The organism is Legionella qingyii, assembly GCF_003184185.1.
This window is the reverse complement of sequence record NZ_QHJG01000018.1, coordinates 38,152-56,713: the sequence shown is the minus strand read 5'-3', so window position 1 is coordinate 56,713 and position 18,562 is coordinate 38,152. Positions and strand designations below refer to the sequence as shown.

Sequence of the window (18,562 nt, the reverse complement as noted above, 5' to 3'; positions counted from 1 at the left end):
TTATTAACATCTGGTTCAAATGATTTGGCAAAGTTAATCTTTTGACGCTTATTTTTAGCAAGCACCAACGTCAAGGCATTTTTTAAATTGATAAAAAACATGACGCTCATGTTCCGATAAATGATCTAATTCAAACTCCACTTTACTCGTATTGTTTGGGAACAATATCTGTTGCCTGATTTTACTATTTTGCTTTTCATAAACTGTTCTGAAATATGGTCCAATCACAGGCCAATTTCGTCTTTTATAAAAGAACCAAGCCTTATTGAATCCCTTGACTCGAGTTTTTTTACTTCGTCCTTCAGGAGAGTTTATTAAATCTCTTAATATCAATATTTTATCGCGTCCTGCAACAAGTTGTTCAAGAAAATACTGCATTCCTTCCGGATCAGGTTCTCTATTCAATCCATAAAGATAAGCATGGTAAATAAAATCCTCTCCTTGACGATACAAAAGCGATTTGATGTGGGTTGGATTTTTTGTTGAAACATGAGCCATATGATTTTGCTGCGAAGTCTGAATATGTTTCTGTTCTTTTCTACGACGTTCTTTTTCCTCAATAAGCTCATCATTTAAGGAGTCTAATTTTTGGTTGGCACTATTTAATTCATTTTGTAATTTTTGAATATGTGCTTGTTCTTTTCTACGCTGTTCTTTTTCCTCAATAAGCTCATCACTTAAAGAAGCTAATTTTTGGTTGGCGCTATTTAATTCATTTTGTAAGTTTTGAGTATGTGCTTGCTCTTTTCTACGATATTCTTTTTCGGCTATGAGCCCATCACTCAGGGCACCTAATTTTTGGTTGGCCCTATTTACTTCACTTTGTAAATTCTGAGCACGTACTTGTTCTTCCCTATGATGTTCTTTTGTTGCGATAAGCTCTTCGTTTAAAGAACCTAATTTTTGATTAACGCTATTTAATTCGTTTTGCAAATTTTGAACGAATACTTGATGGTGGGCCAGGTATTCTTTTTGTATTCCTATCTCCTGGACTAAAGCATCCTTTTCCTGCTGTAAACTTTGAGTATGGTTTTGTAGTTGTGCCTGATATTCCTTTGCGAAATTAAGTTCGTTTGTTGTTTGCTCCAACAAAGTATTAATTTTTACTTTATAAGCAGACACCAATTCATGACAAAGCGATGAATTCTCAGTGAGCTGCCATTGATCAAAGATATTAGGCGGACTAATAAAAGCATCCATGAGTTCAGGGTGTTCTTTGGCAACATAAAAACGGTTGAGTCCATCAAAATAAGCAAATAGGTAGTCGGCTGCAATAAGCAACGGCTCCCAATGGGCAAAATTTATTTTAGATGAATGGGGAACTGTCGCTTCAATTACTATTATCCAGGGACGTAAGCTCGTATAATCCCAACCGCTCAGAACTTGTTTTTCAAATCCCTCAACATCAATTTTCATCCAATGAACATCATTCTCAACTAAAGTACTCATAGCTGATTGCAATGTGAGTGTAGGCACCTGCACTTTCTGAGAGTGAAATCCTAATTCATTGAAGTGAGACTCTGCTATCCAGTCGATAGCTGTACTTAAGCCTGTTCCGGGAATAATATGAAAGTCAAGTAATCCATTATGGTCAGATAATGCGATCTGCAAAACTGTTTCGTCGGGTCGCGCATTTCGCAAAAGCGCGACAAATTCAGGAACAGGTTCAATGTGAATACCATGCCATCCCTTATCGTAAAACGCTTTACTAACAGAATCTATGACTGGATGCTGAGCACCAATATCAATATAAAATCCGTTCTGCACATGCTTTAGTGCTCGCCACAACATGACGTCTTCAAAATTTTGTGCGAAAGACACGAAGCTCATAAAAATCCTTAATTCAATGCCAAGCAGTTAAATTGACCTCTTCCACTTATACGTATAAGCCGTTTCAATGGGGCTTAAAGGTATAAGTCTTGTCCTGTTTTTGTGAATCAATTATACTTTTTCAATTATAAATAACAATTGTTCTAGCTCAAAGATAAAGACTCTATCCCAATTCGATTTTCTCTATTTATCATTTAGAAAACGCCATTAAATAAATAGGATTTTTTATGTCGCTGGAAAAGGACTCCTTACTCAAAATACAAGCTCGGGTAATAGGCGCGCTGCTTATGCGAGAAATCTTAATTCGCTATGGCCGACACAATATAGGCTTTCTATGGATCATCGTAGAGCCGATGTTATTCACCTTGGGGGTAACTACTTTATGGACATTAACGAGGCTCACTCACGGCTCCAGTTTACCCATTACGGCCTTCGCGCTCACCGGATATTCATCGGTTCTTGTGTGGCGAAATACAGTAACTCGATGCACCATGGCGGTACGTTCAAATCGCAGTTTGTTGCATCACCGTTACATTAAAGTGCTGCACTTGTTTTTAGCACGCATAACCCTTGAAATTAGTAGCGTGACGATGTCCTTTTTGATTTTATCCATAGCATTTATCAGCATGGGGTTAATGGATTTCCCGGATAATATTTTAACAATTTTATTCGGTTGGTTATTACTTATGTGGTTTGCTGTTGCCCTGGCATTGATGATTGGTGCGATTAGCGAACACTTTGAAACGGTTGAACGATTATGGCATACCGTAGCGTACTTACTTTTTCCAATGTCTGGTGCAGCATTCATGGTCGACTGGCTGCCCCAAAAAGCACAGGAAATTGTTTTATGGTTGCCGATGATTCATGGCGTTGAATTAGTGCGTGAAGGATTTTTTGGAACCACGGTTCATACTCATTATTCAATTCAATATCTGTCTTCTTTTTGCTTGGTCTTAAGTCTATTGAGTCTTGCCATGGTAAAAGACGCGAGTAGACGCATAGGTTCAGAATGATTCATATCCATAATCTCAGCAAGGTTTATCCTATTCGCCAAGGCGTACGTACCGTTCTTGATAAGATTAATTTAACCATTGACCAAGGTCAAAAAATAGGGATTTTAGGACGCAATGGTTCTGGGAAGTCGACCTTGATTCGTCTCATTAGTGGCGCCGAACAGCCAAGTTCAGGAAAAATACACCGGGGTATGAGTGTTTCATGGCCTCTCGCTTTTGGTGATGCATTTCAAGACAATCAAACAGGACTCGATTGTCTTCGTTTTATATGCAGAATTTATGGTATTAAGAAACAACTCATGATCGACAAAATCGAATTTGTAAATGATTTTGCCGAGCTGGGTATCTATTTTCATGAGCCCATTAAATCCTATTCATCTGGAATGCGAGCGCGTTTGAGTTTCGCCATTTCAATGGCCGTGGAGTTTGATTGTTTCTTAATTGATGAAGTGATTGCTGTAGGCGATGACCGATTTCACAAAAAGTGTTATGAAGAATTATTTGAAAAAAGAAAAGACCGTGCGCTTGTAATTGTGTCTCATGATCCAACTTATATAAAAACACATTGTGAATCAGCAGCTGTCCTCAGCAAAGGCCGACTCTATTCCTTCGATAAAATAAATGATGCATACGATTTTTATCAATCAACACGAATCAATGCCCCAACCAGAGAGCATGTCATTGCTGCTTATCGTTTTATACTCGGACGCGAGCCCGAAAATGAATTTGCGATCCAATTTCAACAATCGGCCTGTGACACCGTAGAAAAATTAAGAAAATGCTTATTTTCTTCCGAGGAATTTAAAAATCAATTATTTCACGATAAGTTCGATGTGTTTTCAGACACGCTTCGTTCTATTACGCCCCAGGAAGAGGATATTACTCTTGCATTTAACCTCATTCTTGCTCGCGATCCTGAACCGAATGAGCTGAAAAAAATGAAAAAATCATATGGTTCATTTGAGCGATTACGAGCTCGTCTCCTGGAATCCAAAGAATTTCAGCTCAAGTTTAAACGGCTGCTCTTTTAAGAAGCCGCTATGGTGGTTGCATATAAAAATGGATTCAGTGGTGCTGTAGCTGTCGCTAATACTCCAAGGAATTTTTGCAGTTCCGCAACCGGAGCATTGGATACATAAAGAATATCATGATCCTTAATCGGGAAACTTTGAGCCACAAAAAAACTACGTGGATTTTTTAAATCCAGCCTATAAATAACCGGTACTTTTCCATCCGGAGTGATAAATCCAGGTTTTCGTGGCCAATGAATCGCTGAAGCCTGTTCAAAACGAAAAACGAACACCCCACTAATGTCCGCTCGGTGATCCTGAAGACCGCCCGATCGTCCTAAAGCTTGAGCTAAATTAATTCCTTGAGCTTCAAAATTAATTTCTTCACTTTTCCCAGTTGCACCCAATACAGTAAAGCTTTTAGATTGAAATAAGGCGGTAATTACATCGCCAGCCTGCAATACAATATTTTGTTTGGGATCACGAATGATAATATCCAGTGGTAAGGAGTATACTTTCTGTCCCCGGGTTACTTGAATCATGGTTTTATTCACTGGGGGTTTTACACCTTTTGCGGCAGCTAATGCATCCAGCAATCGCTCTTTACTGGGAGTTAATGGCAAGCGCAAACTCGAAACAACCTCCCCTACAATAGTCACCGCCGAGGTAGTATTTTTAGCGAGACGAACTAACACTTGGGGTTTATTTGCCTTGCCTTGTAATGCTCGTCTTATTTTATCCTGAATTTGTTGTACATTAAGCCCGGCAACATGAATCTTGCCGGCAAAAGGAAAACTGATTGTCCCCTCCTGAGAAATCACTTGTGATGGCAATGAGTTCATAGGATTTGATGTCTTCCCAGAAAGACCAACAATTGTAGGAGTAGTAAACAATGTTGCAGGGGGGATTTCCCAGATTGAAAAATCCAGCACATCTCCAGGCCCCACACTATAGCGATTTGAGCGATTCTGTTTAAATGCATCAGAAAATAAATAACTTTTATTGTTTATTGCTAATTGATGCGCAATGTCCGGGGTTATATCAAGCAACTGAACATCGCTATTTACTGGTTCAGCTGCTTGCTTGACTACTCTTGCACTAGGCCCACTCGACATCATGGTACAACCCGAAGAGATTATTGAGAGAACAACTAACGCCAAGTAAGATGGTTTAATCTTATATTTATCAATACTGCAATGCATACACTCATAATCCTAACAATTAAATTTATTCCAGATGCTCTTTAACATTTGCAATCAGAAGGGATATAACTCCCCAAGTAATAAGGCCCAAGATGAATACCGAAAAAATATTCCTGATACGATAAGGTTCAAATGAATTATCAGGCTCATTAGGATGAGCAATCATCTCTAAATATAATTGCTTGCGTTGTGCTTCGATTTGCGCTTTTTTTAATGTGGATAAAGCAAATACAAGCTGTTTATAGGCAAATTTTTTATCTAAAACCAATCGTTCATATCGTCGCAATTTATTCGTAAGCGAAGTCAGATTTCCAGTAACCTTGCTTTTTTCAGTATTGATTGAGAACCGTAGCGTTTGAATATTTTTGCGCAGCGAAGAAATATGGGGGTTATGCGGTGCCAAACTCTGAATTTGCGCTAATTGACCTTTTGCTGCAATCAATTCGGCCTCCATCTTTGATACATGCTGAAGCCTCATCGCAGACTCACGATTAGGATCAAAAACACCTTTCAAACCTCGATAGTCCGACAAAGCAAGACTGGCTTCTTTAGCTTTTTGAATCGCCAAATCCACCTCTGCTTTTGCAAAATCAACATAATCTTTTCTTGATTGAATATTAAACCGATTAATAAATTGTTCGGCCAATTCCAGCAAATTTTGATTGATTTGATATGCATCCTTGGCAGTAAAAGCACGCACTTGCAAGGTCGAAATGGAAGAGGAAGAATCAATGACAATATGGATTCGATTTTTATAATAACGATAAAGTGATTCAAAACTGGAATCCAATCCGAGTAATGCAAAACGATGAAACAAATCAATATTTCCGTCGCTATAAAGAGTTTTCAAATTAAGTCGTTTGTTCAGTTCAGACAACGCATCACGAGACAATATATAATCATGAATACTATAATCAGCATCTTCTGCCTTGGAAAGAGGAGTAGAAGCCAATAAAGCAGATAAACCAGAATTTACTGGAGGTTGCCCTGCTCTGCGCACAATAAAACGCGACTCAGACACATACACATCTGAAGCAAGGAAGCCAAAATAAAAGATAGCCAATAACGTAGGAATAATGACTGTGAGTACGAATAACTTATTTATTTTGGTTAAAAAAAGAGAAGCGCTTTGAATAGATGATTTCCAGGGTAATGCATTGACAGATAATAATCGATTAAATTGCTTCAAACTAACTCCTTTTAGTTAGGCTCGATTCCAGATAAAAACTGTTTAAATTATAATTGGGACATTCTACTGTCCTTGGCTAAAAATAACAATGACAGGCCAATTAAATGCAAGCCAAACTAGCTCTGCTTATTATCAACTTTTAAAAAAAATGCATTATATTTTTGAACAATCAATCCAGCAAATGATGTCTCCTTTTTAAACTTTTTATAAAAGCTGCCATTTAATTGGGTTTTGGTAATTATAAAATTAAGAAATTTTTTGTATAAATCGCGATCCACAGCCGTATGCGATGCTGATATCCAAAAATCATCAAGTGTACCTTGATAGGTAAGCCCTGGAATATTGTAAAAACAATCACCACACACAAAGGTAGGTACATTATGGTGTAACGCAGAAATGCCAACTGAACTATTAATAACTACGACTCCAAGTGCATTCTCGAGTAATGAAGGTAAGTGCTGATCATGAATGTACATCACTCGTTCTTTTATTTGTGCTTTAATTGCCAAACGCCTGATTACATCGGTGTAATTTACATATCCTCTGTCCATAGGATGATGTTTAAATACGAGAAAGGTATCGTTCATTGATCCCTGGGCAAAAGAATCGATGATAAGCTCTATAAATTGTTCAACTTCTTTGAACCCCGAGTGAGCGGTTACCTGGTAATCAGAAAACACTTGCAACGGAACTAAAAAATAGCGCTTACGTAATACCCCCAATAACTGTTGTTCAATATCCGCTTCTCGCCATTTATACCAATACTTTCTCCACGCAGAACGCAGCCACACCCCCGCCTCTAAAATTGTAAGTGGTCTATGGTGAACATTATTTTTAAAAAGAAACTTTCCTATCCCCCCTACAGTAAAATAGCAGAAGCCATACCAGACCATCTGCCAATATGCGCGTCCTATTTGTTGTTCCTGATATTGAAACTCTTGGTATTGCTCCTCAGTTGGATGAAAATGGGTAATCGCATGAGAGTTTGCATTCACCCCCATATACTCCAAAGTAACAAAATTAGGTCTAATATAACCCTCTTCAAAAACTGCTACTTCTATCCCGTGTCGTGCAGCGATTTCTGTCGCGATACGATGAATAGGGCGACAATCTCCATATTGAAAAATAATATCGATATCAAAACGTTGTAAAAAATCTTCCAGCCATAAAGGCCATTCTTCGATACTTTGCCTATAGGTCACTGCTCCAAACAAGAAAAAAAAGCAATCACCAGCATTGAAATTAATTTTATATACTCGGGCTCCTTGAGCTTTCAAGCTTGCGGCCAAATGAGCAAAAAAAGGTCCTACTGGTCCTTGAAGTAATAATATGTTCTTACCTTGAAAAATAGAGTTACAACTGTTCTTATACATATTTGGTTTTCCCTAATACAAGCACGTAATATACAGAAAAAACTCAAGTAATAACAACTAAAACATGACCTGAACCTAACTCATACTCTGGAATAAACTTAACGAAACCTAATCATAAATATTGCATCGCGGAATCTTCCTCTTGATATTCGTTCATGATATAAATGCCATTAATTGCAGGATACAGAGCAGCACCAATGGATCACATTGCTCAATTGGCATTGGATGTCATTGCAATCAAAGCACAAGCAATTTCCTCATTAAGCAATCTCTTATTTCTTTAGCCTTAATTGATCCATTAGGTGTTATTTCCATTCACCATTTGCAAGCTGGAATTATCTAGTATGGTTAAAACACATGTCTTATTCGCTTTATATTGACGTTACTCGTTTAATTCGAAGACAGCTTCAACAACTAAAACCAACTGGAATTGATCGGGTGATGCTGGCCTATTTAAAACATTATCAGGATTCTGCTCGTGGAGTTATTTATTATTTTGGGCGACTTTGGATTTTATCTGAACAACAATCAAAATATCTTTTCCATTCGTTGTTAGCTGGCAATTTAAGTCGTATTAGCCTGTATGCCTTTATTACTCGAGTTGCAATTCATCATTCTCTTGAGAAAAAACATGATGGCATTTTACTTCTTTTAGGACATAGCGATTTAGAACGAACCCGTTATGCCGAAGAGATTAAAAGAATACGATTGACGCCTATTTTTTTCATTCATGATTTAATTCCAATAAGCCATCCTGAGTATTGCCGCGCAGGTGAAAAGGAAAAACATACTCGACGAATGATTCATGCACTGACCTTGGGGAAAGGCATTATTGTAAACTCTAAAGATACATATAATGCTTTATTTAAGTTTGCGCTCTCCCTGGAAAAAAAATTGCCTGCCGTATGCATCGCGCCACTTGGAGTGGATTTGCCACAATCACGTTTGTATTCTCGAACGATGGATTCACCCTATTTTGTTGTGATTGGTACGATTGAACCCCGTAAAAATCATATTATGTTACTTTATGTATGGCAAAACTTAATTAAACAACTGGGTAGTAAGGCACCCAAACTGATTATTATTGGACGGAGAGGATGGGAGTGTGAGCATATTACTCGTATGCTCGATCGTTGCTCAAAACTGCGTGGCTTTGTCTTTGAATGGAATCGATGTTCCGATGAGGAGTTATCGTCTTGCTTGCAACATGCTCAAGCGCTCTTATTTCCTTCATTTGTTGAAGGATATGGCTTACCATTGATTGAAGCTTTAAATGCCGGTGTTCCGGTTATTGCCAGCACAACACCTGCTCTAGTAGAGATTGGCGACAATATTCCCGAGTATGTTGACCCCCTAGATACTGTGCAATGGATAAACATCATTACGAATTATGCACAACCAGACAGCAGGTTAAGACAAGCACAAAAAAAACGATTAACTGACTATAAAGCACCAAGCTGGAGGAAGCATTTTTTGATTTCAGAACATCTTATACAATCTATTGCGAACCAGAACATCGTACCCTCTATACCTAATAATTGTTCCGCTTTTGCTATTTCTACGGGTCCCAAGGACATCCATAGCAGCAGGCAAAATCTCACTCATTCAATGATTTATGCTTGGCGCATGCCATATTGGAAAAGACCAATTATTCGACGATTTCTAGCAGCTCATACCGTCCGCTTTGTTCGGAGAACACGCTCCATTAAACCTGGGAGCGTCCTTTTGCTTTGGGGGTCGCGCCCAACTCCACCTAAGCTACGAGGGGATGTTTCAGTTGCTCGACTGGAAGATGGCTTTCTACGCTCGGTTGGCCTAGGTGCCGCTCTGACACGCCCTTTATCGTGGGTTATTGATACCCAAGGAATCTATTATAATGGAACCAAAACCTCTGATTTAGAAAATATTTTACAATACTCCACGTTCACAGAGCCATTATTGGAACGCGCAGCTTCTTTTCATCAACGTATAGTCGCACATGGGGTAACAAAATATAATCTAAAGGGACAAGCATGGAAACCACCTGCTAATGAAAAACGTATCATTCTGGTTCCAGGCCAAGTTGAAACAGATGCTTCAATTGCATTTGGAACTGGAGTTATTAAAACAAATATAGAATTGCTTCGAGCCGTACGTGCAAAGAATCCTGACGCATGGATAATATATAAACCCCATCCAGACATTGTTGCGGGTCTGCGAGCAAAAGGAATTGATGAGCATAAAACGCATCAATATTGTGACGAATATCTTGATGATGTATCGATAGAACATCTATTAAAATACATCGATGAAGTACATGTCATGACCTCCTTGGCTGGATTTGAAGCGCTTCTTAGAGGTAAAGCCGTTACATGTTATGGATTGCCCTTTTATGCAGGCTGGGGATTAACAACAGACATGATGAGTACGCCTCGACGCACTCGAAAACTAAAGCTAGACGAATTAATTGCCGGGGCTTTATTGCTTTATCCAATGTACATTAGTTGGGATAAAGGAACACGAGTTGCTCCTGAAGAGGCCTTGGAGGAGTTAATCTCGGGAAAACAACTAATAAAAACAGGAAAAGTTCATACATTATTCAGAGTTGCTTATCGAACAGTACGTAAGTTGACGCGTTTCTATAATTAATTTTATCCTTAGTATTGGAATATTATCGGTGCTCAGAAAACCTAGAATAAGATTATTTAGATTGATGCAATAAACGATTTGCCAAAATCAAAAAGTCATCTTTATATGTAGCTATCCGGCGTTCGGCATCGTTTCCTATCCTACATTCGCTCAGGTTTAAAGGATTAAAACTCTATCAAAAATAATAATGAACTTACCTATTAACCCATCGTCAATTTGCTCTCATCCTGACTGCTATTTTTAAGTTTCGTATATAAAAGATCAGCCTTATCATGCAATTGCTTGTCGGCTTGTGAAGGAGCTTGTAAAGAAGCCGTTTTCTTTTGAACCGCAGAAAGAACCGATGTGAGCTTATCAACAACAACCGGATTATTCCGAACGCCAATAGAAAAATGATCTTGCAAGGGATGTTCTTCTAAAACATCGATGATGCGACTGATAGATTTGGCATCAAAATGAGGACGTTCCAATAACGCTTCAATAGCAAAGCTTAATGCTGTAGTTGAGTAAGAGTAGCAATTGGAGCGATACATGTTGCACATCTGTTGTTGATTAATGAGTTGATCTGCAGAATCAAGAAATTTATTAATTTCTTGCTGGCTAAAAGAAACTCCTGTTGGATAGCCAACAAAGTTATATCCCTTACTTAAGTATTTTTTTTCATTATCTTTTTGGGTATGAAATGTTACTCCATTTCGCAACCACTGTGAGAAATCCCACGGACTTTGGCGTCCATATATAGAAAAAGAACCATCCTTACTGTTTTTTAAAGCAATAGCAGAATGGCTGATCGGCATGTAAGGAAGCGGTAGCCCGGGTTTGGTCGCAAACATTAATTCAAAGGTATCGCCTTTAGATGAATCATCCAATGAGCGCATTTTATCGGGCTCTATGGATTCAGGGCGTAATGAAATTGTTTTTTCTGCATGAGCCCCTTCATCTTTAGTCAATAATTTTGGAGATTTATTTCTCATCTGAAACATAGCATACCGGCTCCATGCAGATCCATTCTTCGTATATTCTTGAGGACTTATTATCTTTGCTAACTTTGCACGCATAATTCCAACTCCATTTAATGCCAATTCAACACAGAGTGTACTTTATTTAGTATCTTTAACACAGTAATCAGTTATCGTCAACAGCACGCAATGCAAAATTAAATTCCATGGTGATCTATAATAATACAAAGCATCATTAAAAATGGATTATTGCGGAGATAATTATGTTTGGACTAATAAGTCGACATTCTGGCAAATTAATCGGCTCAGCTGGAGCTGGTACTCTTTTTCTTGCATATGATGCATACAAGTATAAACAATTACAGGAAGACATGACGGCATTGCAAACTATGATCAATGATACTTCTGATATTGTCGATGCAGATCAAAAAAATTGGCTCATATTAGGTAGGCAAAGTCCCGGTTACGTTCGAGATACTGAAAAAACCCCCAAGGAGCATCTACAGCACAAAATACATTCGAGCTCTATCTGGTTTAAGTCATTAGGAACCCAGCTAGATAACGAGAAACATTTTGATTTGTTTGCTGGCAGTGATTTTGTAGTAGAAATGTTTGCAAAAAAAGGGCAAACGCCCAAAGTACGTGTTCAACCAGAAAAGATGCTCAGTGATGACTTAGATACGATTAACGATGATGAACTGTTTGAAGTGGGTTTTGCACGTAAACAGGGTTTTGCAGATATCACACAAAAATCTCCTTTTTTTCACTCATCTATCGCATTAAGAAAAATTAATAAAGAGGATGTTGCTCATTCAGAATTTGTGGTAATTCGGGGGCAGGAAATAAAAGAGGTCATAGCGAGGACAAATAAAGCGATTTGTGATGAGCAATCGTGTAATCTTTTTCGCTCCAATTGCTATTCAGCCTCGATCTATGCCGGCGGGGAACTCATCAAAGTCATCGCTGAACGAGGTTCAAAAACAGAAGATACAAAAGAATCCATGCAGGCGATTATTGGTCTAATTTCAGTACGAGCATTCGATAATTTTGCTCGAGGTGTTAGCAATAATTCAGTGGTATTAGAACAGTTGACTACTGCAGTACCTCAAGTATTAGAACAATACGGGCTGGGAAAAACAAACATTCCCGCAAACGCAGAAGGACCCAAGTTATAAAGAACTTCGCATAAATTTTGATTTAACACATTAAGCATACCTATATAGGAGGTAGAATAATGAAATCCGCAAATATGTTTACAGTCGATGAGGATATGTTGAAAAGCCTTGGAGCCGGTACTTTGAAAGTAATTAGGGCCAAAGGAATCCAGATGGAAGCAGAAATCGCCGCAAAATTGGAGGAATTAGAGTCATTGGTTGTTGAAGGCTCTTCCAGTAATGGACTTGCTAAAGCAAAGGTGAATGGTACTCACCAAATTATAGAACTTTCCTTGGATCCCGCCTATTCAGAATTGGATAATAAAACAAAAACATGTGGGCTGATGACAGAGGCAATTAATGATGCGATCTATAAAGTTAATTTAACAATAGAAAATGAAATATCTAACATAAAATATAGATATACAGGGGAAGTTATTAAAAGCTTATCCTAAAACTCATTTACCGTGCATTTTAATTGTGTTCATTTGCCCCCTAAATGAAGATTGCTCCTGGATCCAACAATAATCTAAATTAATGCATATAATTAATTCATATGAAACTGCAACAAGGATGTTTTTATGTATGACGATCTCAGCACTCCTTATCAAACACCTAAAAGTATCGCATCCTTACAAATGGGAGGTATTCTTGTTCAAGATAAATTATTAAAAGATACCCCCGTTAATCTCGTACTCAAATCATTTAATCGCCATGGATTAATTGCTGGAGCTACAGGTAGTGGGAAAACCAAAACCATGCAAGTGCTTTCTGAGCAATTGTCTTTGGCTGGGGTTCCTTGTCTGGTCATGGATATTAAAGGGGATATTTCCGGTTTGGCAATGCCAGGCGAGGTCAATTCAGGTATTGATAAACGATGCAAATCGCTTCAATTATCGTTTAATCCACGCGGATATCCCGTAGAATTATTTACCCTAAGCAGGGTCTCTGGAATTCCTTTACGTGCAATTGTTTCTGATTTTGGTGCACTACTTTTTTCAAGGATGTTAGGAATCAATGAAACCCAGGCGGGAGTTGTCACTATTCTTTTTGAATATGCTAAAGACAATGGCATGCCACTTATTGATCTGCAAGATTTTAAAGCCTTATTGCAATATGTACAAAGTAAAGAAGGTAATTCAGAAATAGAATCTCGCTATGGTAGTGTCGCTACAGCCTCTATAGGCTCCATTATGCGTAAAATTGTTGAATTAGAATCCCAAGGTGGCGCAGATTTCTTTGGTGAACCCGCGTTTAAAATTGATGATTTATTACAATGCGACGAAAATGGCCAGGGAATTATCTCCATTGTTCGTTTAATGGACATGCAAGATCGGCCACAACTGTTTTCAACATTTATGCTCAAATTACTTACTGATATTTACCGTCAACTACCCGAGTTGGGTGATCCTGATAAGCCCAAATTAGTTTTATTTATTGATGAGGCGCACCTTATTTTCAAAAATGCCAGTAAAGCCTTATTAAATACATTAGACACGATTGTTAAATTAATTCGCTCTAAAGGTGTCGGCTTAATTTTTTGCACTCAAACTCCAAACGATATCCCGGAGGCTGTTTTGGGGCAGCTCGGATTAAAAATTCAACATGCACTACGAGCATTTACAGCAAAAGATCGGCAAGCAATGAAATTAGTTGCCCAAAACTTTCCGCCATCAACTCATTATGATACAGAGAACATGTTAACTACACTGGGTATTGGTGAGGCGCTTTTAAGTGCCCTTGATGCAGAAGGACAGCCAACCCCACTAATTCAATGTTTGATTCGACCACCAGAATCAAGAATGGGTGTCTTGACTGAGGATGAAGCACAGCACATACTAAGCAAATCTCATTTGTATCAACGCTATGCTCGTGCAGAAAATCCGCATTCGGCATCAGAAATGCTGGCAGAAAAGAAACAAAACCCAGCTATGGATTCCTCATCTGCACCTGGGCAAGAGAAAACAGCAAGCTCAGAATCTTCTATATTGGTAACAATCAGTAAGAATACTCTTGTTAGACAAGTTGTTCGGGATTTTTTTCGTTGGATATTAAAAAATTTGACCAAGAGTGGACGCTAGCATAATTACATTTTCAGTAATGACAAAAGATTCTGGCTATTGAAATGAGAAGACCTTATATGTTCATATCAAACGATACACATCGTTGAATGACTTAGAAATTATGTCCTGATTACACCTAAGATTCATCATATTGGTTTGATGGAAATTCGATCGACCCCAAGCAACCATTTATGAAGGACGAAAAGCAACGCATCGTGTGAGAGATGAACTCAAACGGTTTAAGTTTGGCACCTAAACTTTCAAATATTGGAATTAAAATATGCTCCTTAACTTTTTAAACGAATCCGTAATATCTTATTATTTAAAGCGTATCGGCGGTCTCTTGCTTATTTTGCTTGGTATCTTCGGATTCATATTAACCTCCCCCATTTCTCTTTTAGGAGGAATTTTCGGCTTGTTAAAGGGAATTATTGATAGAAAAGACCCACTGGAATCAGGTTTTGAAGGAATAAGAATAGCCTCCTTTGGTTCTATAAATATAATTCTTCTCGGAATAGAATTAGTACGTTTCAGACCCAATGTTCTAGAGTCTGGCGAACAAAAGAAACCGTTGGTAAAAAGCAAACCCACTGAATTACATGTCGAGGATAACGCTCCAATTGTCATCTCAAAAGCCACGGAAGAAACCAAAGACACGAGTCCAACGCTCAAACCAAGCACTGTTTCCGATCGCTTTTTTTCCCGAACCGAGTTAAAAATAAAAGCAGGGATACCTCAAGCTACTTCATCCCATGAGGCCAATGATTCTGCGAAAATTCAGCTATTCCTAGTTAAAGTTAATCAATTTATAGCTCAAGATGAGGCACAAGCTCCAATTAAAAGAGAAGATGATTCCTCTAAAGTAAAAGAACTCTATATCGAAACACTAGTTACCTTAATCAAAAATCCAGCCTCTGCAAAAAATGATTTCTGGGATCGCTTGGAACAGATGAGCAACAAGGACATTAAATTATTTGTAAGTAAACTCAGTGCCAACAAAAAAAACGGCAAGTTTGGTTCAACTGAACTGGATTATTTATGGCGTCAATTTAACGGATTTGAATTTGAAGTCTCAAAAAGAGAAAATAAAGCAAGCAAATTTGCAATAATGCTCGAAGCTCTTTCTGAGGAACAATTAAAAGCATCGTTTGACTCACCCGACTTCTTAAACGTATTAAATAAGGACGCCTTTGCTGATAGTGCAGTGAATACATTCACGCGTAAGCAATTGGAGTTGTTTGCAGCCAATAGCACACGGCATGAAACGCTAAACTCAATGATCAAGAAACTCAAACCCGGCCCATACTTATTAGGTAAACTTGTTTCAATTATGCCTTATGCTACAGGGAGCATCAGAATGTCGCTCATCGATCAGATAAGCCATATGGCGCATCCACCATCCTTTAAGCTCGAACTGACAAAATTGGTCGACCATTACATTCAAGTTAATTTTCAAACGCATGAAAAACAGCATGAAGCCTCGCAATCAAACACATCGCATAGCATACCAACACCCCATCCTGCAAGAAAATGGGCTCCAGTGCCGACGGCTACCAAGCCAGTCTACGCGAGCAGCGCTGTTCAAAGAAAGAATTGGAGTGATGAGGCTTTTGATGCATTCATACGCGATTTAAATGCCCCAACATTTATGTTAAATGCAGAAAGAATAATTGCAGATTTAGATAGCTTGCCCGATTATCGAATTAAAATGCTTGTAGAACAAGCCGCATCTGCAGCAAGATATACACATCTGCTAAACCACATTTGGTTACTCGATGCGAAAACATTAAACAGTAAATCAAATATAGATTGTAGAGAAAATAGGCTAAAGATTATTTTAGAGAATATAACTAAATCGCAATTAGAAAGTGCTCTGAAAGAAAATAAATTTTGGGAAATTTTTAGAAATACTCAAGAACCATTTTGTGAAATGGCCGCCCGGGTTCTATCTCCAGAACAATTTGCAACGATTATTTGCCATGCCCCACTTGAACGACATGCAGATTTTGCAATAATCATCGCTCAGATTAAGAAAGATAGCCCCATCGAAAAGGAAAGACTGCAAAAAATCTTAAAAGCAATTATTCCACATGCTACTCCTTGGGTTGCTTTGGTACTGGAGCTGCACGTAACAAATTTATTAACATTTGATAAGCATCTATTTGAGCATTTACACAACGAGTTAAAAATGTCACTAACTCAATCATTGGCAAGACCGGACGTTGATTATAATTATAATAGAGATCACAGCTTAGATAAGCAGGCCATTTCTTATCTAATTGCGCCTCATTCACACACTTATAGTGCCACAGCGGCTCTTTAAGAAAATAAAGGTGAGTAAAATGCAGCATAACCCGGGTTACGACTTGCGCCCTCACCCAGTCAACAACACGTACTCGGTGTTAAAATCAACTCAAATGGGGTCACGATAGCTGGTCCCATGAACGGGCTAAAAAGGTGTACAAACCCACGATGAATAGATAAAAGAAAAATCCTTCCTGAAACAAATATTTATATTTTTTAACTATTATATATTCTAGGTATTATATTTAAATATAAGGATGGATCTGTGAATTATTAAAAGGAGTTAAAATAATGCCAATTAAAACCTTTTTAATGGCGCTCGGTCTTCTTATCTCTTCAATGGGTTATGCCACTATTAATATTGGAACTCTTATATTTAAACCACCTTACATTTTCTCTCCAAAAAATGGATTTGATATTGATTTGGCACAATTGCTATGCCAGCGCTTAAAAGAACAATGTAACTTTATTCCAATGGGAATAAATGAGCTCTACAAAAAACTACAAGAGGGTAAAGTTGACTTGGCAATGGGAGGTATTCCGATATCTTATGACCTAAAAACTAATTTCATTTTCAGCTTGCCTTATATGTTAAGTAAGGGGCAGTTTCTCGTTTTGAAAAATAGTCAAATTGATTCAATTAACGGATTACAAGGAAAAACTGTCGGTATTTTGCAAAACCCGCTCAATGGGGGGGTGTTTTATGAATATTTACTAGAACATTATCCAAAACTATTTCAAATTAAACTCTATGAAGATGTTGAAGATGTCTTGGCAGATATACACAATAAAACCATATCGGCTGCCTTTCTCAATCGCTCATCAGTAAATTATTGGACTCATGAAGGGGGTAATCAATTTAGGCCATTAGGCGATGTAGATGAAGTTGGAGATGGCATAGTAATTCTGGCATCACCCAAGAATCAAGCATTAATCGATCGTATTAATGATGTATTAAAAGCAATAGAAAAAGATAATACATACATAAAATTATATAATACTTATTTTTCAGATGAATAAATTCGTAAAGAGAAATCTCTGACAAAAAACAAGGTACATTTTTAGAAATCAACGAGCATCTTAATTGATTATGGACACTATTGGCTCTCTATTAGGACTTTAATTAGGTGCAGTACGTGTAGCTCGCAACCAGGATTTCCCAGTGATTTTTAGCCGTCAAAATCCGGAATTATTTTGCGCCTTACTTTCATTAATTATCTTTTTAAGGACAGATTGGAATCATACCTCAGGAATTCGTAAATAATTCATTATATTGTTCTTCATTAAAACCCAAGGCAATTGTTTTGCCATTTTCGACTAAAACAGGTCTCTTAATGAGCGATGCATTTTCGATAATAAAATCTATTTTTTCCGACATACTCAATGCTTCATAATGGTCTTTATATTTTCGGTACGTCGTTCCTTTTTTATTGATGGGAAGTTCGCCCAAGTAATCAGCCCATGCTTTTATTTGTGCTGCTTTCGGGGGATTTTTTTTGAAATCGATAAACTCATAATCAATGTTATTTTTCTCCAGGAACGTTCGTGCTTTTTTTACAGTATCACAATTGGGGATTGCAAACATTGAAATCATTTTTGCTCACAGAATTCGGCGACTGACATCACTACATTTTATAATGTTGCACTCATTTCTTCCAGGAAAATAGTGCAACCAAACTATATCCTTGAATCAAAGGAAATCCTTAACCTAAACTAGGATTTGGGGGGGAATATACATGCAAGCATCATAATTTTCCATATTAACTAATTGCCTTTTACTTAAATACTCTTCAAACTTAAAAAAGCAAAGCTCTCAGAAGGTATTTTTGCTGATTTG

General features: G+C 37.8%; 14 protein-coding genes. 8 read left to right on the top strand and 6 right to left on the bottom strand.

The annotated features are described in order from the left end of the window. Positions 1-54: 54 nt before the first annotated feature. The gene (locus tag DGG96_RS11855) at positions 55-1,830 is read right to left on the bottom strand and encodes an FkbM family methyltransferase (RefSeq protein WP_110142873.1); all 1,776 of its coding nucleotides are present in this window, start codon (positions 1,828-1,830) and stop codon (positions 55-57) included. A gap of 227 nt (positions 1,831-2,057) precedes the next feature. Here DGG96_RS11855 and DGG96_RS11850 point away from each other — a divergent pair, with 227 nt between their 5' ends. Both DGG96_RS11850 and DGG96_RS11845 read left to right on the top strand, forming a co-directional pair. Further along, complete coding sequence (locus DGG96_RS11850; RefSeq protein ID WP_110142872.1) at positions 2,058-2,843, top strand: ABC transporter permease; 786 nt, start codon at positions 2,058-2,060, stop codon at positions 2,841-2,843. Continuing rightward, entirely contained in the window at positions 2,840-3,874 is a 1,035-nt protein-coding gene (locus DGG96_RS11845; RefSeq protein ID WP_110142871.1) for an ABC transporter ATP-binding protein, read from the top strand. The genes DGG96_RS11850 and DGG96_RS11845 overlap by 4 nt, the downstream gene beginning before the upstream one ends. On the opposite strand, the gene DGG96_RS11840 is transcribed toward DGG96_RS11845, so the two are convergent. The 3 genes from DGG96_RS11840 to DGG96_RS11830 form a co-directional block, all read right to left on the bottom strand. After that, on the bottom strand, positions 3,871-5,055 hold the full coding sequence (locus DGG96_RS11840; RefSeq protein WP_110142870.1) for a polysaccharide biosynthesis/export family protein: 1,185 nt from the start codon (positions 5,053-5,055) through the stop codon (positions 3,871-3,873). The two genes, DGG96_RS11845 and DGG96_RS11840, sit on opposite strands and share 4 nt — an antisense overlap. Positions 5,056-5,080: 25 nt before the next feature. Further along, positions 5,081-6,244, bottom strand: a complete 1,164-nt coding sequence (locus DGG96_RS11835; RefSeq protein WP_199739237.1) for a KpsE/RkpR family capsule polysaccharide export protein — start codon at positions 6,242-6,244, stop codon at positions 5,081-5,083. A gap of 116 nt (positions 6,245-6,360) precedes the next feature. Next, positions 6,361-7,617, bottom strand: a complete 1,257-nt coding sequence (locus DGG96_RS11830; protein WP_110142869.1) for a capsule biosynthesis protein — start codon at positions 7,615-7,617, stop codon at positions 6,361-6,363. 357 nt (positions 7,618-7,974) lie between these two features. On the opposite strand from DGG96_RS11830, the gene DGG96_RS11825 reads away from it, so the two are divergent. Then, the gene (locus tag DGG96_RS11825) at positions 7,975-10,245 is read left to right on the top strand and encodes a capsular polysaccharide export protein, LipB/KpsS family (protein ID WP_110142868.1); all 2,271 of its coding nucleotides are present in this window, start codon (positions 7,975-7,977) and stop codon (positions 10,243-10,245) included. A 200-nt stretch (positions 10,246-10,445) separates the two neighbouring features. Here DGG96_RS11825 and DGG96_RS11820 read toward each other — a convergent pair whose 3' ends face one another. Beyond that, on the bottom strand, positions 10,446-11,303 hold the full coding sequence (locus DGG96_RS11820) for a hypothetical protein (RefSeq protein WP_110142867.1): 858 nt from the start codon (positions 11,301-11,303) through the stop codon (positions 10,446-10,448). Between the two features lie 164 nt (positions 11,304-11,467). Here DGG96_RS11820 and DGG96_RS11815 point away from each other — a divergent pair, with 164 nt between their 5' ends. The 5 genes from DGG96_RS11815 (at position 11,468) to DGG96_RS11795 (ending at position 17,745) form a co-directional block, all read left to right on the top strand. Next, on the top strand, positions 11,468-12,379 hold the full coding sequence (locus DGG96_RS11815) for a hypothetical protein (protein ID WP_110142866.1): 912 nt from the start codon (positions 11,468-11,470) through the stop codon (positions 12,377-12,379). 59 nt (positions 12,380-12,438) lie between these two features. Continuing rightward, the gene (locus DGG96_RS11810; protein ID WP_110142865.1) at positions 12,439-12,813 is read left to right on the top strand and encodes a YbaB/EbfC family nucleoid-associated protein; all 375 of its coding nucleotides are present in this window, start codon (positions 12,439-12,441) and stop codon (positions 12,811-12,813) included. 126 nt (positions 12,814-12,939) lie between these two features. Further along, positions 12,940-14,439, top strand: a complete 1,500-nt coding sequence (locus tag DGG96_RS11805) for a helicase HerA-like domain-containing protein (RefSeq protein WP_110142864.1) — start codon at positions 12,940-12,942, stop codon at positions 14,437-14,439. Positions 14,440-14,701: 262 nt separating this feature from the next. Beyond that, a complete protein-coding gene (locus tag DGG96_RS11800; protein ID WP_110142863.1) occupies positions 14,702-16,744 on the top strand; it encodes a hypothetical protein in 2,043 nt (680 codons plus the stop codon). Positions 16,745-17,016: 272 nt separating this feature from the next. Next, the gene (locus DGG96_RS11795) at positions 17,017-17,745 is read left to right on the top strand and encodes a transporter substrate-binding domain-containing protein (RefSeq protein ID WP_110142862.1); all 729 of its coding nucleotides are present in this window, start codon (positions 17,017-17,019) and stop codon (positions 17,743-17,745) included. 226 nt (positions 17,746-17,971) lie between these two features. Here DGG96_RS11795 and DGG96_RS11790 read toward each other — a convergent pair whose 3' ends face one another. Continuing rightward, positions 17,972-18,319, bottom strand: coding sequence for an arsenate reductase family protein (locus DGG96_RS11790; protein WP_110142861.1), 348 nt, complete (start codon positions 18,317-18,319; stop codon positions 17,972-17,974). Positions 18,320-18,562 lie beyond the last annotated feature (243 nt).

What these genes read in the sequence shown, in the direction of transcription:
- DGG96_RS11855 (WP_110142873.1), bottom strand. Translation starts at nt 1,830, where the DNA reads ATGAGCTTCGTGTCTTTCGCACAAAATTTTGAAGACGTCATGTTGTGG.
- DGG96_RS11850 (WP_110142872.1), top strand. Translation starts at nt 2,058, where the DNA reads ATGTCGCTGGAAAAGGACTCCTTACTCAAAATACAAGCTCGGGTAATA.
- DGG96_RS11840 (WP_110142870.1), bottom strand. Translation starts at nt 5,055, where the DNA reads ATGCATTGCAGTATTGATAAATATAAGATTAAACCATCTTACTTGGCG.
- DGG96_RS11800 (WP_110142863.1), top strand. Translation starts at nt 14,702, where the DNA reads ATGCTCCTTAACTTTTTAAACGAATCCGTAATATCTTATTATTTAAAG.
- DGG96_RS11825 (WP_110142868.1), top strand. Translation starts at nt 7,975, where the DNA reads ATGTCTTATTCGCTTTATATTGACGTTACTCGTTTAATTCGAAGACAG.
- DGG96_RS11815 (WP_110142866.1), top strand. Translation starts at nt 11,468, where the DNA reads ATGTTTGGACTAATAAGTCGACATTCTGGCAAATTAATCGGCTCAGCT.
- DGG96_RS11805 (WP_110142864.1), top strand. Translation starts at nt 12,940, where the DNA reads ATGTATGACGATCTCAGCACTCCTTATCAAACACCTAAAAGTATCGCA.
- DGG96_RS11830 (WP_110142869.1), bottom strand. Translation starts at nt 7,617, where the DNA reads ATGTATAAGAACAGTTGTAACTCTATTTTTCAAGGTAAGAACATATTA.
- DGG96_RS11845 (WP_110142871.1), top strand. Translation starts at nt 2,840, where the DNA reads ATGATTCATATCCATAATCTCAGCAAGGTTTATCCTATTCGCCAAGGC.
- DGG96_RS11790 (WP_110142861.1), bottom strand. Translation starts at nt 18,319, where the DNA reads ATGATTTCAATGTTTGCAATCCCCAATTGTGATACTGTAAAAAAAGCA.
- DGG96_RS11820 (WP_110142867.1), bottom strand. Translation starts at nt 11,303, where the DNA reads ATGCGTGCAAAGTTAGCAAAGATAATAAGTCCTCAAGAATATACGAAG.
- DGG96_RS11795 (WP_110142862.1), top strand. Translation starts at nt 17,017, where the DNA reads ATGCCAATTAAAACCTTTTTAATGGCGCTCGGTCTTCTTATCTCTTCA.
- DGG96_RS11810 (WP_110142865.1), top strand. Translation starts at nt 12,439, where the DNA reads ATGAAATCCGCAAATATGTTTACAGTCGATGAGGATATGTTGAAAAGC.